Source organism: Peribacillus sp. NPDC096622, from assembly GCF_044762665.1.
In the GTDB taxonomy this organism is placed as follows: domain Bacteria; phylum Bacillota; class Bacilli; order Bacillales; family DSM-1321; genus Peribacillus; species Peribacillus frigoritolerans_B.
In genome coordinates, this window is record NZ_JBIWES010000001.1 from 139,916 (window position 1) to 156,995 (window position 17,080).

Annotated in this window: 17 protein-coding genes; 6 read left to right on the forward strand and 11 right to left on the reverse strand. The window is 40.9% G+C overall.

Going from position 1 to position 17,080, the window contains the following annotated elements; translation table 11 throughout:
* Positions 1-117: 117 nt before the first annotated feature.
* The 5 genes from ACIQYG_RS00620 to ACIQYG_RS00640 all read right to left on the reverse strand — a co-directional run bounded on the left by ACIQYG_RS00620 (position 118) and on the right by ACIQYG_RS00640 (position 7,401).
* Entirely contained in the window at positions 118-1,083 is a 966-nt protein-coding gene (locus ACIQYG_RS00620) for a PstS family phosphate ABC transporter substrate-binding protein (protein ID WP_402835045.1), read from the reverse strand.
* A gap of 207 nt (positions 1,084-1,290) precedes the next feature.
* Complete coding sequence (locus tag ACIQYG_RS00625; protein ID WP_402835046.1) at positions 1,291-3,459, reverse strand: peptidoglycan D,D-transpeptidase FtsI family protein; 2,169 nt, start codon at positions 3,457-3,459, stop codon at positions 1,291-1,293.
* A gap of 191 nt (positions 3,460-3,650) precedes the next feature.
* Positions 3,651-4,871 carry an MFS transporter gene (locus tag ACIQYG_RS00630; protein ID WP_095391808.1) on the reverse strand — a complete coding sequence of 407 codons (1,221 nt, stop codon included), beginning with the start codon at positions 4,869-4,871 and terminating at the stop codon, positions 3,651-3,653.
* 1,291 nt (positions 4,872-6,162) lie between these two features.
* Complete coding sequence (sodA, locus tag ACIQYG_RS00635) at positions 6,163-6,771, reverse strand: superoxide dismutase SodA (protein WP_402835047.1); 609 nt, start codon at positions 6,769-6,771, stop codon at positions 6,163-6,165.
* 144 nt (positions 6,772-6,915) lie between these two features.
* Positions 6,916-7,401 (reverse strand): DUF456 domain-containing protein, encoded by a 486-nt coding sequence (locus ACIQYG_RS00640; protein ID WP_048677991.1) that lies wholly within the window; start codon positions 7,399-7,401, stop codon positions 6,916-6,918.
* Between the two features lie 163 nt (positions 7,402-7,564).
* On the opposite strand from ACIQYG_RS00640, the gene ACIQYG_RS00645 reads away from it, so the two are divergent.
* The 4 genes from ACIQYG_RS00645 (at position 7,565) to ispG (ending at position 10,415) form a co-directional block, all read left to right on the forward strand.
* Positions 7,565-8,332, forward strand: a complete 768-nt coding sequence (locus ACIQYG_RS00645) for a DUF1189 domain-containing protein (RefSeq protein ID WP_402835048.1) — start codon at positions 7,565-7,567, stop codon at positions 8,330-8,332.
* Between the two features lie 179 nt (positions 8,333-8,511).
* Positions 8,512-8,646 (forward strand): anti-repressor SinI family protein, encoded by a 135-nt coding sequence (locus tag ACIQYG_RS00650; RefSeq protein ID WP_402835049.1) that lies wholly within the window; start codon positions 8,512-8,514, stop codon positions 8,644-8,646.
* Positions 8,647-8,758: 112 nt separating this feature from the next.
* Positions 8,759-9,091, forward strand: a complete 333-nt coding sequence (locus ACIQYG_RS00655; RefSeq protein WP_402835050.1) for a hypothetical protein — start codon at positions 8,759-8,761, stop codon at positions 9,089-9,091.
* Positions 9,092-9,302: 211 nt separating this feature from the next.
* The gene (ispG, locus tag ACIQYG_RS00660) at positions 9,303-10,415 is read left to right on the forward strand and encodes a flavodoxin-dependent (E)-4-hydroxy-3-methylbut-2-enyl-diphosphate synthase (RefSeq protein ID WP_402835478.1); all 1,113 of its coding nucleotides are present in this window, start codon (positions 9,303-9,305) and stop codon (positions 10,413-10,415) included.
* Positions 10,416-10,511: 96 nt separating this feature from the next.
* Here ispG and ACIQYG_RS00665 read toward each other — a convergent pair whose 3' ends face one another.
* The gene (locus ACIQYG_RS00665; protein ID WP_402835051.1) at positions 10,512-10,982 is read right to left on the reverse strand and encodes a DUF4190 domain-containing protein; all 471 of its coding nucleotides are present in this window, start codon (positions 10,980-10,982) and stop codon (positions 10,512-10,514) included.
* A gap of 168 nt (positions 10,983-11,150) precedes the next feature.
* Here ACIQYG_RS00665 and ACIQYG_RS00670 point away from each other — a divergent pair, with 168 nt between their 5' ends.
* Positions 11,151-11,735: a 5' nucleotidase, NT5C type gene (locus ACIQYG_RS00670; protein WP_402835052.1), complete on the forward strand. Its 585-nt coding sequence runs from the start codon at positions 11,151-11,153 to the stop codon at positions 11,733-11,735.
* 36 nt (positions 11,736-11,771) lie between these two features.
* Here ACIQYG_RS00670 and ACIQYG_RS00675 read toward each other — a convergent pair whose 3' ends face one another.
* The 3 genes from ACIQYG_RS00675 to ACIQYG_RS00685 are packed head-to-tail and all read right to left on the reverse strand — an operon-like array spanning position 11,772 to position 13,832.
* Entirely contained in the window at positions 11,772-12,197 is a 426-nt protein-coding gene (locus tag ACIQYG_RS00675) for a Fur family transcriptional regulator (RefSeq protein WP_098865755.1), read from the reverse strand.
* A gap of 15 nt (positions 12,198-12,212) precedes the next feature.
* Positions 12,213-13,046: a metal ABC transporter permease gene (locus tag ACIQYG_RS00680; protein WP_402835053.1), complete on the reverse strand. Its 834-nt coding sequence runs from the start codon at positions 13,044-13,046 to the stop codon at positions 12,213-12,215.
* Between the two features lie 21 nt (positions 13,047-13,067).
* The gene (locus ACIQYG_RS00685) at positions 13,068-13,832 is read right to left on the reverse strand and encodes a metal ABC transporter ATP-binding protein (RefSeq protein ID WP_402835054.1); all 765 of its coding nucleotides are present in this window, start codon (positions 13,830-13,832) and stop codon (positions 13,068-13,070) included.
* Positions 13,833-14,044: 212 nt separating this feature from the next.
* On the opposite strand from ACIQYG_RS00685, the gene ACIQYG_RS00690 reads away from it, so the two are divergent.
* Positions 14,045-14,305 (forward strand): DUF2624 family protein, encoded by a 261-nt coding sequence (locus ACIQYG_RS00690; protein ID WP_402835055.1) that lies wholly within the window; start codon positions 14,045-14,047, stop codon positions 14,303-14,305.
* Between the two features lie 115 nt (positions 14,306-14,420).
* Here ACIQYG_RS00690 and ACIQYG_RS00695 read toward each other — a convergent pair whose 3' ends face one another.
* Both ACIQYG_RS00695 and ACIQYG_RS00700 read right to left on the reverse strand, forming a co-directional pair.
* Entirely contained in the window at positions 14,421-15,311 is an 891-nt protein-coding gene (locus tag ACIQYG_RS00695) for a deoxyribonuclease IV (protein WP_402835056.1), read from the reverse strand.
* A 12-nt stretch (positions 15,312-15,323) separates the two neighbouring features.
* Positions 15,324-16,637 carry a DEAD/DEAH box helicase gene (locus ACIQYG_RS00700; RefSeq protein WP_402835057.1) on the reverse strand — a complete coding sequence of 438 codons (1,314 nt, stop codon included), beginning with the start codon at positions 16,635-16,637 and terminating at the stop codon, positions 15,324-15,326.
* Between the last annotated feature and the right edge of the window lie 443 nt (positions 16,638-17,080).

Here is a 17,080-nt window from a genome sequence, read left to right on the forward strand (position 1 = left end):
TGTTTTTCTAAGTTCCAACTTGCATCCTCCATTTCAGACACGCAATATTTGGATTTACAAGCTGTTACCCCCGCCTTAATCGAGTCAAGGCGGGATTTCAATAGCCTGTAATATCGTTTATTTTTCCAGTTCTTTTAATTTATCAAGATCTTTCTGGTACTCTTCTTCCGGCAGGCTGATATAACCCACTTCTTCTGCAAGCTCTCCTGCATTTTCAATGATGAATTGAGTATAATCTGCGACTTGTTCTTTTTCAGCTACCGACTTATTAGCTACATATGTGTAAAGTGGACGTGACAATGGTGCATACTCCCCACTTTTAATCGTTTCATGCGTTGGCTCTACGGCACCTTTGCCGTTGTCGATGGAAATGATCTTTAACTTATCTTTATTTTCAGAGTAGTAGGCATAACCGAAGAATCCAATTGCATTTTTATCACCTTCTACACCTTGTACAAGAACGTTATCGTCTTCTGAAAGCGTAGCATTTTCCACCATTGGTTTTTCTTCAAGGATCACTTCATTGAAATAATCATATGTTCCTGAATCTGTTCCCGGAGAGTAGAATTTAATTTCTTCGTTCGGCCATTCAGGACGTATATCAGACCATTTCTTTACCTTTCCATTATCAATCCACAGTTTTTGAAGTTCTTCAACCGTTAGTGAATCGATGAAATCATTATCTTTATTGGCGACGATTGAAATACCGTCAAATGCCAGTTTCAATTCTGTATATTTAACACCCTTTTCATCAAGTAAGGCACTTTCTTCTTCTTTGACCGGGCGGGATGCATTGGCTAGGTCCGTATCACCAGCGATGAATTTCTTGAATCCCCCACCTGTTCCTGACGATCCCACTGAAACCTTCACATCAGGCTGTGTAGCCATATATTCTTCTGCAACTGCCTCCATGATCGGAAAGACCGTTGAAGAACCATCCGTGATAACTTCGCCCTTGAGTTGATTTGAAGCCGCTTCATTTCCTTTACCGCTGTTTGAAGTATCATTAGATCCACATCCAGCTGCCACTGCGATTACTCCACCCATTACTGCGGTCATAGCCATAAATTTGAAACGTCTCATTTGTAAATCCCCCTAAGAATTTTATATGAATATTTTGTCCTACTCTCACATCATACTTTCAGACTGTAAATTCCGTTTAAAGCATTTGTAAACATTCAGTAAATAATTGTGTGATAATTGTAAAGATGAAAAAACTGTACTGATTCCGTTCTTTAAATGCAAAAAACACGTTTCCGGTTTTACCCAAAAACGTGTTTTAACCTTTTTTTATTCATTTTCCTGGCTTTTTCTAACTTCAGCCTGGTCCTTTTGAACGTCTTTACCATTCTCCACTTTCAAATCTGTCGAGGTTTCGGTATTCTCCTTCTTAGCCCGTTCTTTTTTAAGTTCGAAATAAGTATCCATGATTTCTTCACTTATTTCTTTACTCATGCTATGGCCCGTATGTCCTTGGTATGCCCACGGCACAACGACCGCAAAAGCGACCTCAGGATTTTTAGCTGGGGCATAGCCAACAAGCGTGATGTTCATCGTTTCTTGTGGCTCGCTATAATCCATCCGGTTCGGGCCGTCATAGAATGCTTCCGCCGTCCCGGTTTTAGCTGCCACTGTATAAGATTTTTTCCCAAAATAGGTATAAGCCGTTCCGCCTTGTTCCATGGCAACTTTCTCAAAACCGCTCTGAACACGTTCAATCCATTCGTCCTTCATATCAAGACGATTAAGGACAGTAGGTGAAACGTCTTCGGCAACAGGTCCCAATTCCTCATTATTATCAACCGGGTCGCGGATTTCCTTAACCATATGCGGTTTCATGCGGTTACCGCCATTCGCAATGGCTGAAACATATTGCACGAGCTGCATTGGCGTGTACGTATCATACTGTCCGATAGCAAGGTCAAGCAGCTTACCTGGAGATGTTTCGGAACCTTTGAATCCGCTCATTTCATTAGGAAGGTCAATACCCGTGCGGACACCCAAGCCAAACTGGGCAAATGAATTCCGCATGGTCGAAAACGCGCCTGAACTAATGTTCAAAGGTTCATTCGGCACATAATGCGCACCCGCAATATTAATTGCCGTTCTGAACATATAAACGTTCGAAGATACTTTCAATGCGGTCAAATCATTAATGTTCCCGAAGTCACTATATGAACCTTTTGCTTTTGTTCCCTTGATCCTAAGCTTTGTATCATAAAAGTACGTACCCGGCTGGATCGCACCTTGCTGATAACCGGTTAAAACGGTAGCGCCTTTAACCGCAGACCCCATCGTATAGGAAGTCGTGATATTTCCTAATGCGAAGTCCTCAATGGAAGATTTCCCCGTTTTTGGGTCCTTCTCATATTTCTTGCCAGCCATCGTCAATACTTCCCCTGTATCGGGATCCATCATGACGACAAAGGCCCTGTCCAAGAATTTGGTGTTACCCATTTTTTTCTTGGCAATCAATTGCTTTTCAATGATTTCCTCTGTTGCAAGCTGTAAATCCATATCAATTGTCAATATAAGATCTTTTCCCCGCGAACCTTCAGTAATCACTTCGGAATCGACGACATTTCCTGATTTATCGGTCACATTCCTTACTTTCGCTTTCTGCCCTTGGAGGACATCTTCATATTGAGCCTCGATATAACTCTTACCTACACGGTCATTCCGGCTGTAATCACGCGCGAGGTAGTAGTTCAGGCTTTCACTAGGCAACCCTTCCTCAGATGAGGAGACTTTACCCAATACAGATTTAAGTGTTTTATTATATGTATAAAAACGATCCCAATCTGTAGATATATCGACCCCTGGGAGCGAATCAAGGTTTTCACTCACCTTGGCGAATTCTTCTTTTGTTACTTCCTTGTTTTTCACAATTTGCGGGGTAAGGGCATATCCGCTTGCAAATTCCCTATAGATGGCGAGAACTTCAAGATCTTTTTCCGAAAGCTTTGTTTCTTCCTCAGTAATCCGATCAAGCTGAAGCTTATACAACTCACTTTCTTCCATTTCGCCCTCTTCCACTTTTTTTCTTTCCTTATCGGTAATTTTTTTCTCGGCCAACTTTGGATTATTTAAAATCCAAAAATCCTTTTTATCGCGCTCAGTCACTTTGTCTGTTTCCTTTTCGATCAACTTCGCGAGTTTCTCAGCCGTTTTCACCATTTCTGTTTGTTTCGTACCTTGCTTTCGTGTATATGTAATTGCATCCAGTGGTTGGTTATCGACCATCAGTTTTAGATTCCGGTCATACATTTTCCCACGGGGCACCGAATTATTCACGGTCACTTCCTCTGTTCTTTCAATCTCACGCCGGTAATCATCACCATAAACAATCTGTACAACACCCAAGCGCAAAATTAAAGCGGAAAACAAAACAAACACTAAAAAGAAAAGAATATTCAATCTGAAAGGCACATGCGTCTTTTTCTTTTTCTTTTTATTCACACTAAGCCACACATCCTTTTTACATAGTCATAATAGTCCTATACTATTCTATAGAACATTTATATTTTTTTCTACCTTAGTGTTCTAGAAATATTAAACATCTAACTAACTTTACATAAAAAGTGACTTACGGCTCATAAATCCTAATGCCGTAAGTCCTGATATGGAAAAGAGGCCTCTATGGCCTCTTTTCAATCTTGGTCAATGATATCGATTTTCCGTACAAACCAATATATCACAGTATGCCCTGCCCCGACGATTAACAGATAAATCGGCAGTAATTGCTTTAGGTCGAATAACATGACGGAAAGTATGAATCCTGATATGGAGACAATCCTTCCAATATGAACAAACAGTTCCCGGACCACGATATATTCAATCCTCATTTCCGCTGCTTTCCAAGCCCGGCCTATAATATCATAAGTCAGTGATATATAAGGGACCAAAAGAATAGGATAAGCGGTAGCGACAATTGCCCCATAAATGAGAAGCTTCCCGAATGTGATATCGAATGCAATCAATAAGACCCCTGCATACAACAGGATTCCTCCAATAAGAATCGCCTTTTTTCGCATCGGCTGTTTTATATATCGTGAAGCAAAAAAATACGCAACGAATGATATGGCCGAATTTAACAGGCCATAGCTCCCTAAGGCAAGTTCACTATCCGTCTGAATGAAAACGGTAATCGAAATGATGAACATGAATGTGCCCTCTCGTATCCCTTGAAAAAAATGAGCACGAGTGATCAAAAGCCAATTCCGATTATTTTTCCGTTCCTGCAATATTCTAAAGAAGCAGTATCTGCCATGAGCAGGACGTCTTTTTAACGAAAAGCTAAGAAATACCGCAACGGAAAACAATAGCAAAGACAATCCGAATACAATGGAATATCCCGTGAATTTTTCAAGCCTCGAAATGATGAACCCTGAAAGAATCGGACCGACCATTCCCCCAACGGATGATAAAATCCCTAAAAAACCATTGAAGAAATCCCTTGTTTCCGGTTCAGTTATCTCAAAAGTCAAGACATTATAGGCAAGCCAATAAAACCCATAACCGATTCCTAACAGTCCACCAAGCAACCAAAGGAAATCCGTTGCCCGTGTGCCGACCAATAGGACCGATAAATAAAATAGGGCCAAAAAGATAACACCCAGACGCAAAACAATGATTCGGTCAACCTTTTTCGCGAGCCTGCCGGCAAAGACAAAAGTAAGCGGTTGAAAAAGCACCACGGTTAGATTATATACGGCAATATCAACAATTTGACCGGATTGTTTCCACAAGTACACATTAACGAATGTATTGGATAAAGCAATACTTAGGCTGTACAGCCCGCCAATAAACAAAAGGAGGTGCAGATCCTTCTTCCCTCCCGCTTCACCCAACCATCTCTCTAAAATACCCATTGTTTTAACTCTCCTTTAAATTCCACTCTAGTGTTTGAAAAAACAAAAGAATTTATGTAAAAAAAGGTAAAGAAAACTCTTCGACTGGCGAGACAGGATGGCGATGACAGAGAAGCAGTTGCACTTATACTGTTTTCCTAAAAGCTCTCTCAAATAAAATTAAGAACAGTATAAAGAAAACTCTTCGATTGGCGAGCCAGGTTTGCGATGACAGAGAAGCAGTTGCACTTATACTGTTTTCCTTCAAAGCTCTCTCAAATAAAATTAAGAACAGTGTAAAGAAAACTCTTCGACTGGCGAGACAGGATGGCGATGACAGAGAAGTAGTTGCACTTATACTGTTTTCCTAAAATGCCTTTCCCTGAACAGTATAAAGAAAACTCTTCGATTGGCGAGCCAGGTTTGCGATGACAGAGAAGTAGTTGCACTTATACTGTTTTCCTTTTGAACTTGATCAATAACAGTATAAAGAAAACTCTTCGACTGGCGAGACAGGATGGCGATGACAGAGAAGCAGTTGCACTTATACTGTTTTCCTTTTGAACTTGATCAATAACAGTATAAAGAAAACTCTTCGACTGGCGAGACAGGATGGCGATGGCAGAGAAGTAGTTGCTCTTATACTGTTTTCCTAAAATGCCTTTCCCTGAACAGTATAAAGAAAACTCTTCGACTGGCGAGACGGATGGCGATGACAGAGAAGCAGTTGCACTTATACTGTTTTCCTTAAAAGCTCTCTCAAATAAAATTAAGAACAGTATAAAGAAAACTATTCGATTGGCGAGCCAGGTTTGCGATGACAGAGAAGTAGTTGCACTTATACTGTTTTCCTTAAAAGCACTTCCTATTTAAATCAAGAACAGTATAAAGAAAACTATTCGACTGGGAAACGAAGGGGGTATTCATGATTTGGGGCGTTCACTCGTGAATTCGGACTTTTTTCTCGTGTGTTTCGAGATTTCAATCATGAATTGGGATTTTCACTCGTGAATCGATGCTTTTATTCGTGAATTTGAAGATTTTACTTAGGAATTGGAGTGTTACTCGTGAATTTCGGGCTTTTACTCGTGAGTTTTGAGCTTTTACTCGTGAATTTGAAGATTTTACTCGTGAATTTTTGCGTTCTCGTAAATTCGCAGCTTTCACTCGCGAATTTCTTTTGGGCGAAACAAGCAATATGAGTTGCCTTTATTTGCTTTTCTTTAATATTCCCGTTCCGATAAAAGAAACCAAAAAAAGACGGGATTCCTTTTTACAAAAGGAATCCCGTCTTTTGTTACCTGATTACTAATTATTTTGCAGCGCTGTAACGTTTTGCAACTTCATCCCAGTTTACAACATTCCAGAAAGAATTGATGTATTCAGGACGGCGGTTTTGGTAGTTTAAGTAGTAAGCATGCTCCCAAACGTCCAATCCAAGAATCGGTGTTTTGCCTTCTGATAATGGATTGTCTTGGTTAGGTGTACTTGTTACTTCCAACTCGCCATTGTTGACTGCAAGCCAAGCCCAGCCAGATCCAAAACGAGTAGTAGCCGCTTTGGCGAACTCTTCTTTAAAGCTGTCAAAGCTTCCGAATTTTGAAGTGATAGCATCCGCTAATTCACCAGTTGGTTGTCCGCCGCCGTTAGGTGAAAGGATTTCCCAGAATAAAGTGTGGTTAGCGTGTCCGCCACCATTGTTGCGTACAGCTGTACGAACAGCTTCAGGTACTGCGTCAAGGTTAGCGACGATTTCTTCTACGCTTTTGCTTAGAAGTTCTTGTTTGCCTTCAAGCGCATTGTTCAGGTTTGTCACATATGTGTTGTGATGTTTAGTGTGGTGAATGTTCATTGTTTCTTTGTCGATGTGTGGTTCTAATGCATCATATGCATACGGTAATTGTGGAAGTTCAAAAGCCATAATAAAATTCCTCCCTATGTAAGCTGTTTTTTTTGAGGGCTTCAGTTCTCGAAAGATACCTAAAGCTCGCTAGCAATAGAGTATCAAATTTTTGTAACCGTTTCAAACCTTATGCCTCAATTTTTCATTTTTCGATTATATTTCCTATGAGAATACCACGAATATAAAATATCCAATCATCAGAAGCTGAATGATGCCTTTTGTGATTACACTGCTTATAAAGCCGACAACGGAACCAAGGCCGATTTTGGAAGCAGTAACAGGGTCTTGCTTATGAACTAGGATCTCTGCCAGAAATGCCCCGATGAATGGACCTATCAGTATTCCGACAAATGGAATCACGAATGGCCCGACTAGAAGCCCAATCGTACTGCCCCAAATTCCCGCTTTCGTGCCGCCATACTTTTTGACCCCGACCATGTTGGCAATATAATCGGCTGCGAATAAAAGGATGACGAATAAAATTTGGACTGTCCAGAAAAACCAGCCAAATGGTTCAAAAGAATAAAAAAGTCCATATAACAATATTCCGCCAAAGATGAACAAAACACTTGGGATGATTGGAAAAATCAGACCGACAAATCCCATTATGAACATGAGGGTGATTATTATCCAAAATAGTGTGTCCATAACTAAAACGCCCCTTTCCCTTTTCATTTATAATTTGATTTATTCTCTCCATAATTACCTCATTACTGTTGTTTGAAACCAATGAAGCTGAATACAGGTTGTTTTATTTTTCCCATATAGTTAAAATTGGTTAGGAATCTTATATAGATAGGTGCTGAAAACATTGAACATATTCAAACAACTATGGGTAAGCATATTTTCTCCTAAAGATATCGCTTCCTTTCAAAACCAAGGTATCGGGAAAACGATATTATACGTTTTCTTTATAAGTCTCATCGCATTTCTCCCTTCAGCTTTTTATTTCGGTACAATGATAGTTGACGGGATAGATGCCATGCACGAAACAGTATCCGAAGACTTACCGGCATTTGAAATCAAAAATGGCACGTTGACGACTGAAAAAGATGAGCCATTTAGCCTGAATAAAAACGGATATCAAATTTTTGTAGATGGCACGGGAACCTTGACCCCGGAAGAGGTAGCTGCAAAAGCTGATGAGGCTGTCGCGCTTTTGAAGTCTGATCTGGTGTTCGTATCCGGAGGCAATGTACAATCCTCTCCATATTCAGTTCTGGAGGGAGATAATCAGGAAATATCCAATTGGCTTGATTCAGTTGAATCTGTGCTGCCGATCATCATTCCACTGCTTCTACTTATATTATACCTGTTTACTGCTAGCGGAATCTTCATTAAAGTGACAATCCTTGCTGCTTTCGGTCTTTTTTTCAAAAATGCTCTTAGCCGTCCTCTTTCCTACAGGCATCTTTGGAGAATTAGTGCATACAGCATAACTCTTGCCACCATATTCTTCACCATCATGGATGCTTTTCAAGCAATGGTACCATTCGCTTCCATCATTAGCTGGTTTGTGACATTAATGATGTTATATTTATCCATTAAAGAAACATCAGACAATAAGAGCGGAAATTGAGAAAGAAGATCCGGCCCCACCTGGGTCCGGATCTTCTTGCTTTTGCATAAAATCGGGTAATCCATGCCTTTCCCACATATGACTGCAGTCATCATTTTTTATATCTACTTAATTCGACAAAATACTCACTAAGTTATTCCTATACTTATGATTGAAATAGTATTTAAGAGGTGATAGATGTGAAGGAGAGTCATATTGATGTACAGTGGTTGTTACTTATATTGGAGGCAAAAAAGAGTGGTCTGACCCAAAAGGAAATTCGCTCCTTTCTTAGCACTCATTCAAATAATAAGGATGTTACTCAACTGAAATAGAAAATTTGAATGGCCACTCCCAGATTCCATTTGAAAATCGCCCATTTTTAGGCATATTTTTTGCCCCCTCCAAGTATAGATGAATTAAAGACAAGCTTGGGAGGATGGAAAATTGAAACGGCTACTGCTTTTTATCTCATTCTGTTTCACTTTATTTATTATTTATTTTGATTTGACTACGGGTACCCTGCCGGCTTCCCATCCACCGGCCCCAACAGGCGAACGGGCCGTGCCGGCCAGCCAGCCTGCATCCGCACCATCTGCCGCTTATAAAGAAATCACCATGCAACCCGGGGATACCTTACTTTCCATCGTTGAAACGGAAAAAGGCGAATCCAATCAGCCAATCGAAACGATCATCTCTGACTTTCAAAGTTTGAATGAAGGATTGAAGCCCGAAAATATGCAGATTGGCAAAACTTATAAAATTCCCATTTATAAATAACTTTCAAATGGGGATCTGCGCCTTCACAACAATTACAAAGGGGATTTCCGAGCACCAGATATATCCTGAAATGGGAAATGCCTCATATTGAAAAAGATTATGCGTCCTATTTCCTTGTCAAGCGGTATGTACATTGATACAATATTTCAGAGAAGCAAATTAAAAATCAAAACTGATTTTTTCCTAAAGGAGAGAATTCCACTTGAGTGAAATCATACATCGCACCAAGACGCGGCCAATTAAAGTCGGAAACTTAACGATTGGCGGCAATAATGAAGTTATAGTACAAAGCATGACAACGACAAAAACACATGATGTTGAAGCAACGGTTGCAGAGATTCTTCGCCTTGAAGAAGCTGGATGTCAAATCGTACGCGTCGCCTGTCCGGATGAAAGGGCAGCTGATGCAATTTCTGAGATAAAAAAACGGATAAACATCCCTCTTGTAGTCGATATTCATTTCGATTATAAACTTGCGCTGAAGGCAATCGAAGGCGGGGCGGATAAAATCAGGATAAATCCTGGTAACATCGGACGCCGTGAAAAGGTTGAAGCAGTCGTGAAAGCTGCGAAGGCTAAAGGAATACCAATCCGGATCGGGGTCAATGCTGGTTCTCTAGAGAAGAAAATCCTCGAGAAATATGGCTTCCCGACTGCTGATGGAATGGTGGAGAGTGCTTTACACCATATCAAGATCCTGGAAGACCTGGATTTTCATGATATTATCGTTTCCATGAAAGCTTCCGATGTGAATTTAGCCATCGAGGCATATGAAAAAGCTTCAAAAGCATTCGATTATCCTTTACATCTTGGGATCACGGAATCAGGTACACTGTTCTCAGGAACCGTAAAAAGCGCTGCCGGACTAGGTGTCATCCTAAGTCAGGGTATCGGAAGCACGATCCGCGTTTCCTTAAGTGCCGATCCTGTCGAAGAGGTGAAGGTGGCAAGGGAGCTTCTAAAAGTATTCGGCCTTGCTTCCAACATGGCCACTTTAATTTCCTGCCCTACTTGCGGTCGAATCGAGATAGATTTGATTTCCATCGCCAATGAAGTTGAAGAATACATCCAGACGGTTAAAGCACCAATCAAGGTATCAGTGCTTGGTTGTGCGGTAAACGGCCCTGGAGAAGCCCGTGAGGCTGATATCGGCATAGCCGGGGCCCGCGGTGAAGGTTTACTGTTTAGAAAAGGTCAAATCGTACGTAAAGTGCCTGAAGCGACGATGGTCGAGGAACTGAAAAAGGAAATTGACAAAATCGCTGAAGAGTACTATGAAAAACAAAGAGCTGAAGCTGCTGCAGCAGCTTTACTAAATAAATAAAACAAAGAATCCCGAATTTTCATTATCGGGATTTTTTGTTTTTAATCATTTGAAAAGCCCTTTGATGCTTAAATGACATCAAAGGGTTTAATAATGCTAAAAGAACGGCAGGATGAATATGCCAACGATGATGGAGATTGCACCAATGACGATGGCCCAAGTACCCAGGTTCGATCCCCTGTTTCTGGCCACTATCCCTACAATGATACCCACAATCCCTAAAATGAAAGGCATCATGAATAACGATAAAATGGAGATGATCAATGCTATTACACCAATCGCTTTTCCTCTTGATGCCACATCCCCCAAACCATTATCCCCTGCAGGCTCGTCATCTTTATAAGCTCTGATTCGCTGAGGCGGTGTTGAAATTTCGGCAGACGTCTCTTCCTGATATCGGTTATCCATATTGGTTATGGTCCCACGATTTTCATATCGTCTGTCATCTTCAGGTGTATCTTCATTATAATACCGCTCATGATGTTGATCATCCACAACGGTTGGTTCACTGCCCTCTTTCGCCAATTGCATTTCATCGTCAATACTGGAGTATTGATCTTTTTCCATTTGTGCATCCCTCACTTTCGTTTGTGAAGCATTTATAGTGTATGTAAAAATTGCAGGAACCCATCGTGAAAATGGTTTCATGTCTTGGAAATAAATGCGGGTTTTTACCAAAGCTATGATGGGATATGTTACACTATTACAAGTATTGAAAATGAGGAGAGATTCATCATGAAAAAACGTTTTGGCATCGATATAGACGGGACCGTCACAAGACCTGATTCCATGGTCCCCTTTTTAAATAAAGCATTTCAGCTGAATTTAGCTTATGAAGACATTACCGAATATGACTTATTACCTTTCGTGAATGTTCCAAAAGAGGATTTCACTAAATGGTTCATTGAGACCGAGCCACTCATCTATTCCGAATCATTATTGGCTGAGGGTGCAAAAGATGTATTGGAAAAATGGACAGAACAAGCCAACCTTTATTTCATCAGTGCCAGGAGCTCCCGTTTATTGGATGTAACGAAGAATTGGTTCACGAGTAATCAAGTCCTATATGATCATATAGAGCTTGTAGGTTCACACGATAAGATTGCTGCAGCCAAAAAATTCGAAGTCGATCTATTTTTAGAGGACAAGCACGATAATGCAGTGGCGATTTCAGAAGAGTGTAAAATACCCGTAATTTTATTTAATACCCCTTATAACCAAGATCCCGTGCCTGAAAGGGTGATTCGGGTCAACAATTGGCAAGAAGCCTCTGCCTGGGTGAATCATTGGATGTCAGGGAAACAGGCAACTATAAAATGAGACAAGAAAAAACCATTGACTGAAGGTCAATGGTTTTTATGCTTCCAAAGATACGCTGCATGCGGGACAGCGTCCGTAAATTTCAAATTTATGCCCCGAAACATCGTAGTCCTTCAAGCTTTCCTGAAGTTCCTGCATCGGGCACAATTCGATTTCTTTCGTTTTTCCACAGTTCAAACAGATGAAGTGGTGATGGTGGGAAGAATGACCGCATGTAAAACGAAAATGCTTTTCCCCTTCCAACTCGGTCGCTTCAAAGATGCCCAGTTCGACAAATAATGAAAGATTTCTGTAAATCGTATCGAAGCTTAAACCTGGATAATCCTGTTTCATATTCTCCAATACATCTTTGGCCGTTAAATATTTATCGCTGGAAGAGAAAAGCTGAAGCATTTCTTCCCTCTTACCTGTATGCTTAAAACCTTTATCTTTTAAAAGTTGCATGGCAGTAGTTACGTTCAAAATACATCACCCCATCTATCTATTTTTCCACTTATCAAACAAAATTGACAAGATGAGAATTAGTACTGCTATTATTACAATGGTCCCGCCGGGAGCGAGGTCAAGGTTGTATGATAAGAATAGTCCGCCTATGACAGAAACTTCACCGAATAATACCGAAAAACCAATCATCTGCTTAAAGCCCTTCGCAAAGCGGAGACTAGCTGCTACCGGGAGCGTCATGAGCGAAGAAACAAGTAATATGCCAATGATTTTCATGGAAGCGGCAATAACCAATGCGACCATGACAATAAAAATAAAATGAATCGCTTTATAAGGGATTCCAGACGCTTTGGCATGCTCTTCATCAAATGATAACAGAAATAATTCTTTATACAATAATGTGAGCATCAATGCTACGACTAGCCCCACTGCCAAAATGACGTACAAATCAGCCCGGCTGACGGCACTGACACTGCCGAATAAATAACCATATAAATCGGTATTGAAACCATCAGCAATGGATATGAAAATGACACTAAGACCCATGCCGCCGGACATAATGATCGGGATTGCAAGCTCTTGGTAATGCTTGTATACCCCTCTTAATTTTTCAATGAATAATGAACCACCTACAGAAAACGCCATTCCAATATAAAGTGGATTCAATCCTGCTAAAGATAGAAAGCTCTTCTGCAGCAATAAACTAAACGCGATACCAGCAAGCGCTACATGACTGAGCGCATCGGAAATCATCGACATCCGCCTTACCACGACAAAAACGCCCACTAATGGCGCAATCGCTCCGATGATGATTCCGGTCAAGAATGCGTTCTGCAAAAATTCAAATTGCAATATCCCCGATATCATTGGGCTATCCTCCAAAACATATTAATGATCATGATTTAAAAATTGGACTCCATGTCCATAAATGGACGAGAGTTCACCTTCATCCAACTCATTATATTCACAGGCATCCCCGTGAAAATGAAGCTTTTTATTCAAGCAGGCGACATGTGTGACTTTATCGGTCACAGTACCAACATCATGGGTTACTAAAATCAGGGTTATTCCTAATTTTTTATTCAACATCTCAAGCATTTCATAAAATTGGTGGACGTTTTTTGAATCAACGCCAACAGTGGGCTCATCCAATATCATCAATTCCGGCTCGCTGACCAGTGAACGGGCAATGAATACCCTCTGCTGCTGGCCTCCGGACAATTCCCCGATATTGCGGTTCTGATATTCCAGCATGTCCACTGATTCCAGAGCCTTCTTCACCTTTTGCTTATCCTCATTGCCAGCGAACTTAAATAAGCCTATTTTTTTGGTCAAACCACTCTGAACCACCTCAAATACAGTGGCAGGGAATCCTGAGTTGAAGGAATTCGCCTTTTGGGAAACGAACCCGACCTTTTGCCAATCTTTAAAGCGTCGAATGTCTTCCCCGAATATTTCAATTTTCCCCTTTTGGAGCTTGAACAGACCAAGCAGCAACTTCAAAAGCGTTGATTTACCTGATCCATTCGGCCCGACGATAGCTAGGAATGCCCCTCTGGGAATTTCAAGCGAAACATGTTCAAGCACCAGATCTTTTGTATATTTGTAAGATATATCTTCAAATTTAACTATGGGGTTTACTACATTATCCAAAGAGATCACCTATTTTTTAAGAATCATTACGATTAACAATCGTTAGTATAAATCAAAGAAGTCCAGATGTAAAGAATCCGGTCCTCCGAACAAGTGCCGATATGCCCTGAATCACAAAAAAAATGTTATTTGAACCAATTTCGTTATCAAACAAAGTTTCATGTTCACATACGTCCTCTTCCTTCATATGTTTTAACAAAGGAGGAGATCGTTTGAAATTATTTGAAATGATGGTCAATCATAAAATCAACAGTATACGCCCAGATGAACTGCTTTCCCTTGCTAAACAGCATAAGGTTGCACTCACTCAAAAACAAGCACAGGATATTACTGCACTTCTAGCCGGTAAAAATATTAACATTTTTGATATACGTCAAAGACAGAACGTACTCGGTCAAATTACAAAAGTTGCCGGAGCAACCACGGCCAGGGAAATAGAATCCCTCTTCAACAACCTTACATCCAATTTTTAAAGATCTTAAGCCTGCTGCCGACAATCTTTATTTGAGCATACTTAATCCAAATGCAAAATGAAAGGACGATTCATCTACATATCGATGAATCGTCCCTTACTATTTATGATTATTGTTAGAATCTGATCTTTTCCAATAAATCTTCTTCAAATTGTTTATTCTTGAACATATCAATTTCAAATTTATATGGTGCCTTTTTGTCTTTTTTGTCTTCCCCTACATATGGTGTTTCCAGGATTTTCGGAACAGTGCTTAATTGCGGATGGTGGACAATATCATTCAAAGCCTTAAAACCAATATGACCGAATCCAATGTTTTCATGGCGGTCCTTACGCGTGCCGCGTTCGTTTTTGCTATCGTTTATGTGAAGTACCTTGATGCGGTCAACACCGACCACTTTATCAAATTCATTCAGGACTCCATCAAAATCCTCGATGATATTATACCCGGCATCGTGAGTATGGCAAGTATCGAAGCAAACCGATAATTTTTCATTATGGGTCACACCATCAATGATCATCGCCAGCTCTTCGAAAGACCTGCCACATTCAGAACCTTTGCCTGCCATCGTTTCAAGGGCAATCTGAACTTTATCGTCGGCAGTCAGCACTTCATTCAAACCTTCGATGATTCTCTTGATTCCCATTTCGCTGCCTGCACCAACATGCGCACCTGGATGAAGTACGATCTGCCTTGCGCCAATCGCTTCGGTCCGATCGATTTCGCTGCGTAAGAAGTTGACTCCAAGTTCGTATGTGGCTGGATTCGTGGTATTTCCTATATTAATGATATACGGAGCATGGACGACGATATCACTGATTCCATTTTCCTCCATATGCAGTCTTCCGGCTTCGATATTTAAATCCTCGATTTTTTTACGTCTTGTGTTTTGAGGGGCTCCTGTATAGATCATGAATGTGTTGGAGCCATACGAAGCCGCTTCTTGACTCGCAGCAAGAAGCATACCTTTCCCGCTCATTGAAACATGCGATCCAATCTTCAGCATCTGATTTCTCCCCTATTTCTTTCTCTGTATGCGACGTTCGCGTTTTTTAAAGTTTTCCACATCTCGTTGAATTTTCTTCTTGTATCCTGGCTTGACTTTAGTTGGCTTCTTGACGTGCCTGCTCGCTTTAACATCGATTTCAGATTTTTGTTTTTTACGGTTTTTCCGTTTATTACGCTCGTCGATATCAACCCAATCACCGTTTTGGATATCGGCATCACGGAACTCGATGCCCATTTTTTCAAGGCGGTTCAATGAATCTTCATCGGAAGTATCGTAAATGGTAGTGGCAATGCCTGAATATCCTGCACGAGCCGTCCTTCCCGTCCTATGGATATAAAAATCCAAATCTGAAGGCAATTCATAGTTAATGATATGACTTACACCTTCAATATCGATTCCACGGGAAGCCAGATCTGTCGCAACGATGAATTGATACTCCAAATCATTGATTTGCTTCATCATTTTTTTACGCTCACGAGGCGTTAGATCCCCATGAATACGGCCGACATTCAACCCTTTTTCAATCAAGGAATTTGCCACATGGTCCGCCATTTTCTTTGTGTTCGTGAAAATAATCGCCAAATATGGATTATAACGAACGATGATGTCATGAAGTAACTGCTCTTTGTTCCGGTGGCGAAGCGGGACGAGAACATGTTCGATTTTCGAAGCGGTCGCCTGCTTGGGATTCACCTGAACATACTTTGGATTCTCCATATATTTATTCAAAAACGGCTTCAATTTTTCTGGGATGGTTGCCGAAAAGACAAGCATTTGAATTTTTTCAGCCATACGTGATGCAAATAAATCGACATCTTCAATGAATCCCATGTCTAGCATAAGGTCCGCTTCATCGACTACAAGCATTTTAGCCGTATACACCTGTAATGCCTGAGCTTCAACCAAGTCCTTTATCCGGCCCGGCGTACCGATTACCAGTTGTGGCTGTGTCTTCAATTTATCTATCATTCGCTGTTTATCAGTACCACCGATGAAACAACGGACTTGAATCTGCTCATCCTCAGGGAAATGGTCAGCAATTTTCAAAGCTTCTTTGTAGATTTGGTTCGCTAACTCACGGGTTGGTGCGGAAATAATCGCTTGAACCTCATTTTTACCAGCATCAAGCCTGTTCATGATCGGCAGCAAATAGGAATGTGTCTTTCCTGTACCTGTCTGCGACTGTCCAATTAAGCTACTTCCCTTTAAAAGCGACGGAAGCACACGCTCTTGAATTTCCGTCGGCTTATCGAACCCTAAAGTACGAACCGCATCTAGAATGTAGCTTTTCAAATTAAATCGTTCAAATTGATTTTGTTTCATCAAAAAACTCCTTTATCCTGTCAGTCATAAGACATGTCCTGTTATTATAATAAATTTTACACAAAAAGTGCAAGCGCCTGGGTTGCTCGTGAAGAAAATAGGGATTGTCCCATAAGGCGCTTTTTGCCTTGTGAGGGCAATCCTCTTTTTCACATCGAGCTAGGCGCTGAAGCTGGATTACACAAAAAGCGCAAGCGCCTGGGTTGCTCGTGAAGAAAATAGGGATTGTCCCATAATGGGCAGGCCATCTACTTTTTTCAATGTGACCCATATCCTTAACAATAGCGCATGCGCTGAGGTTAGTTCTCTTAAAATGGACTCTTGCAAACGAAAAGCCCCTGTCCTGGTCATAGCGTATCCCCCGCAGACATGGAGCTAAAAGACTACCGTTACCATCTTACCTTCTTTCCGGTTACTTCACAACTGCCCAGTCACTCTTTCCT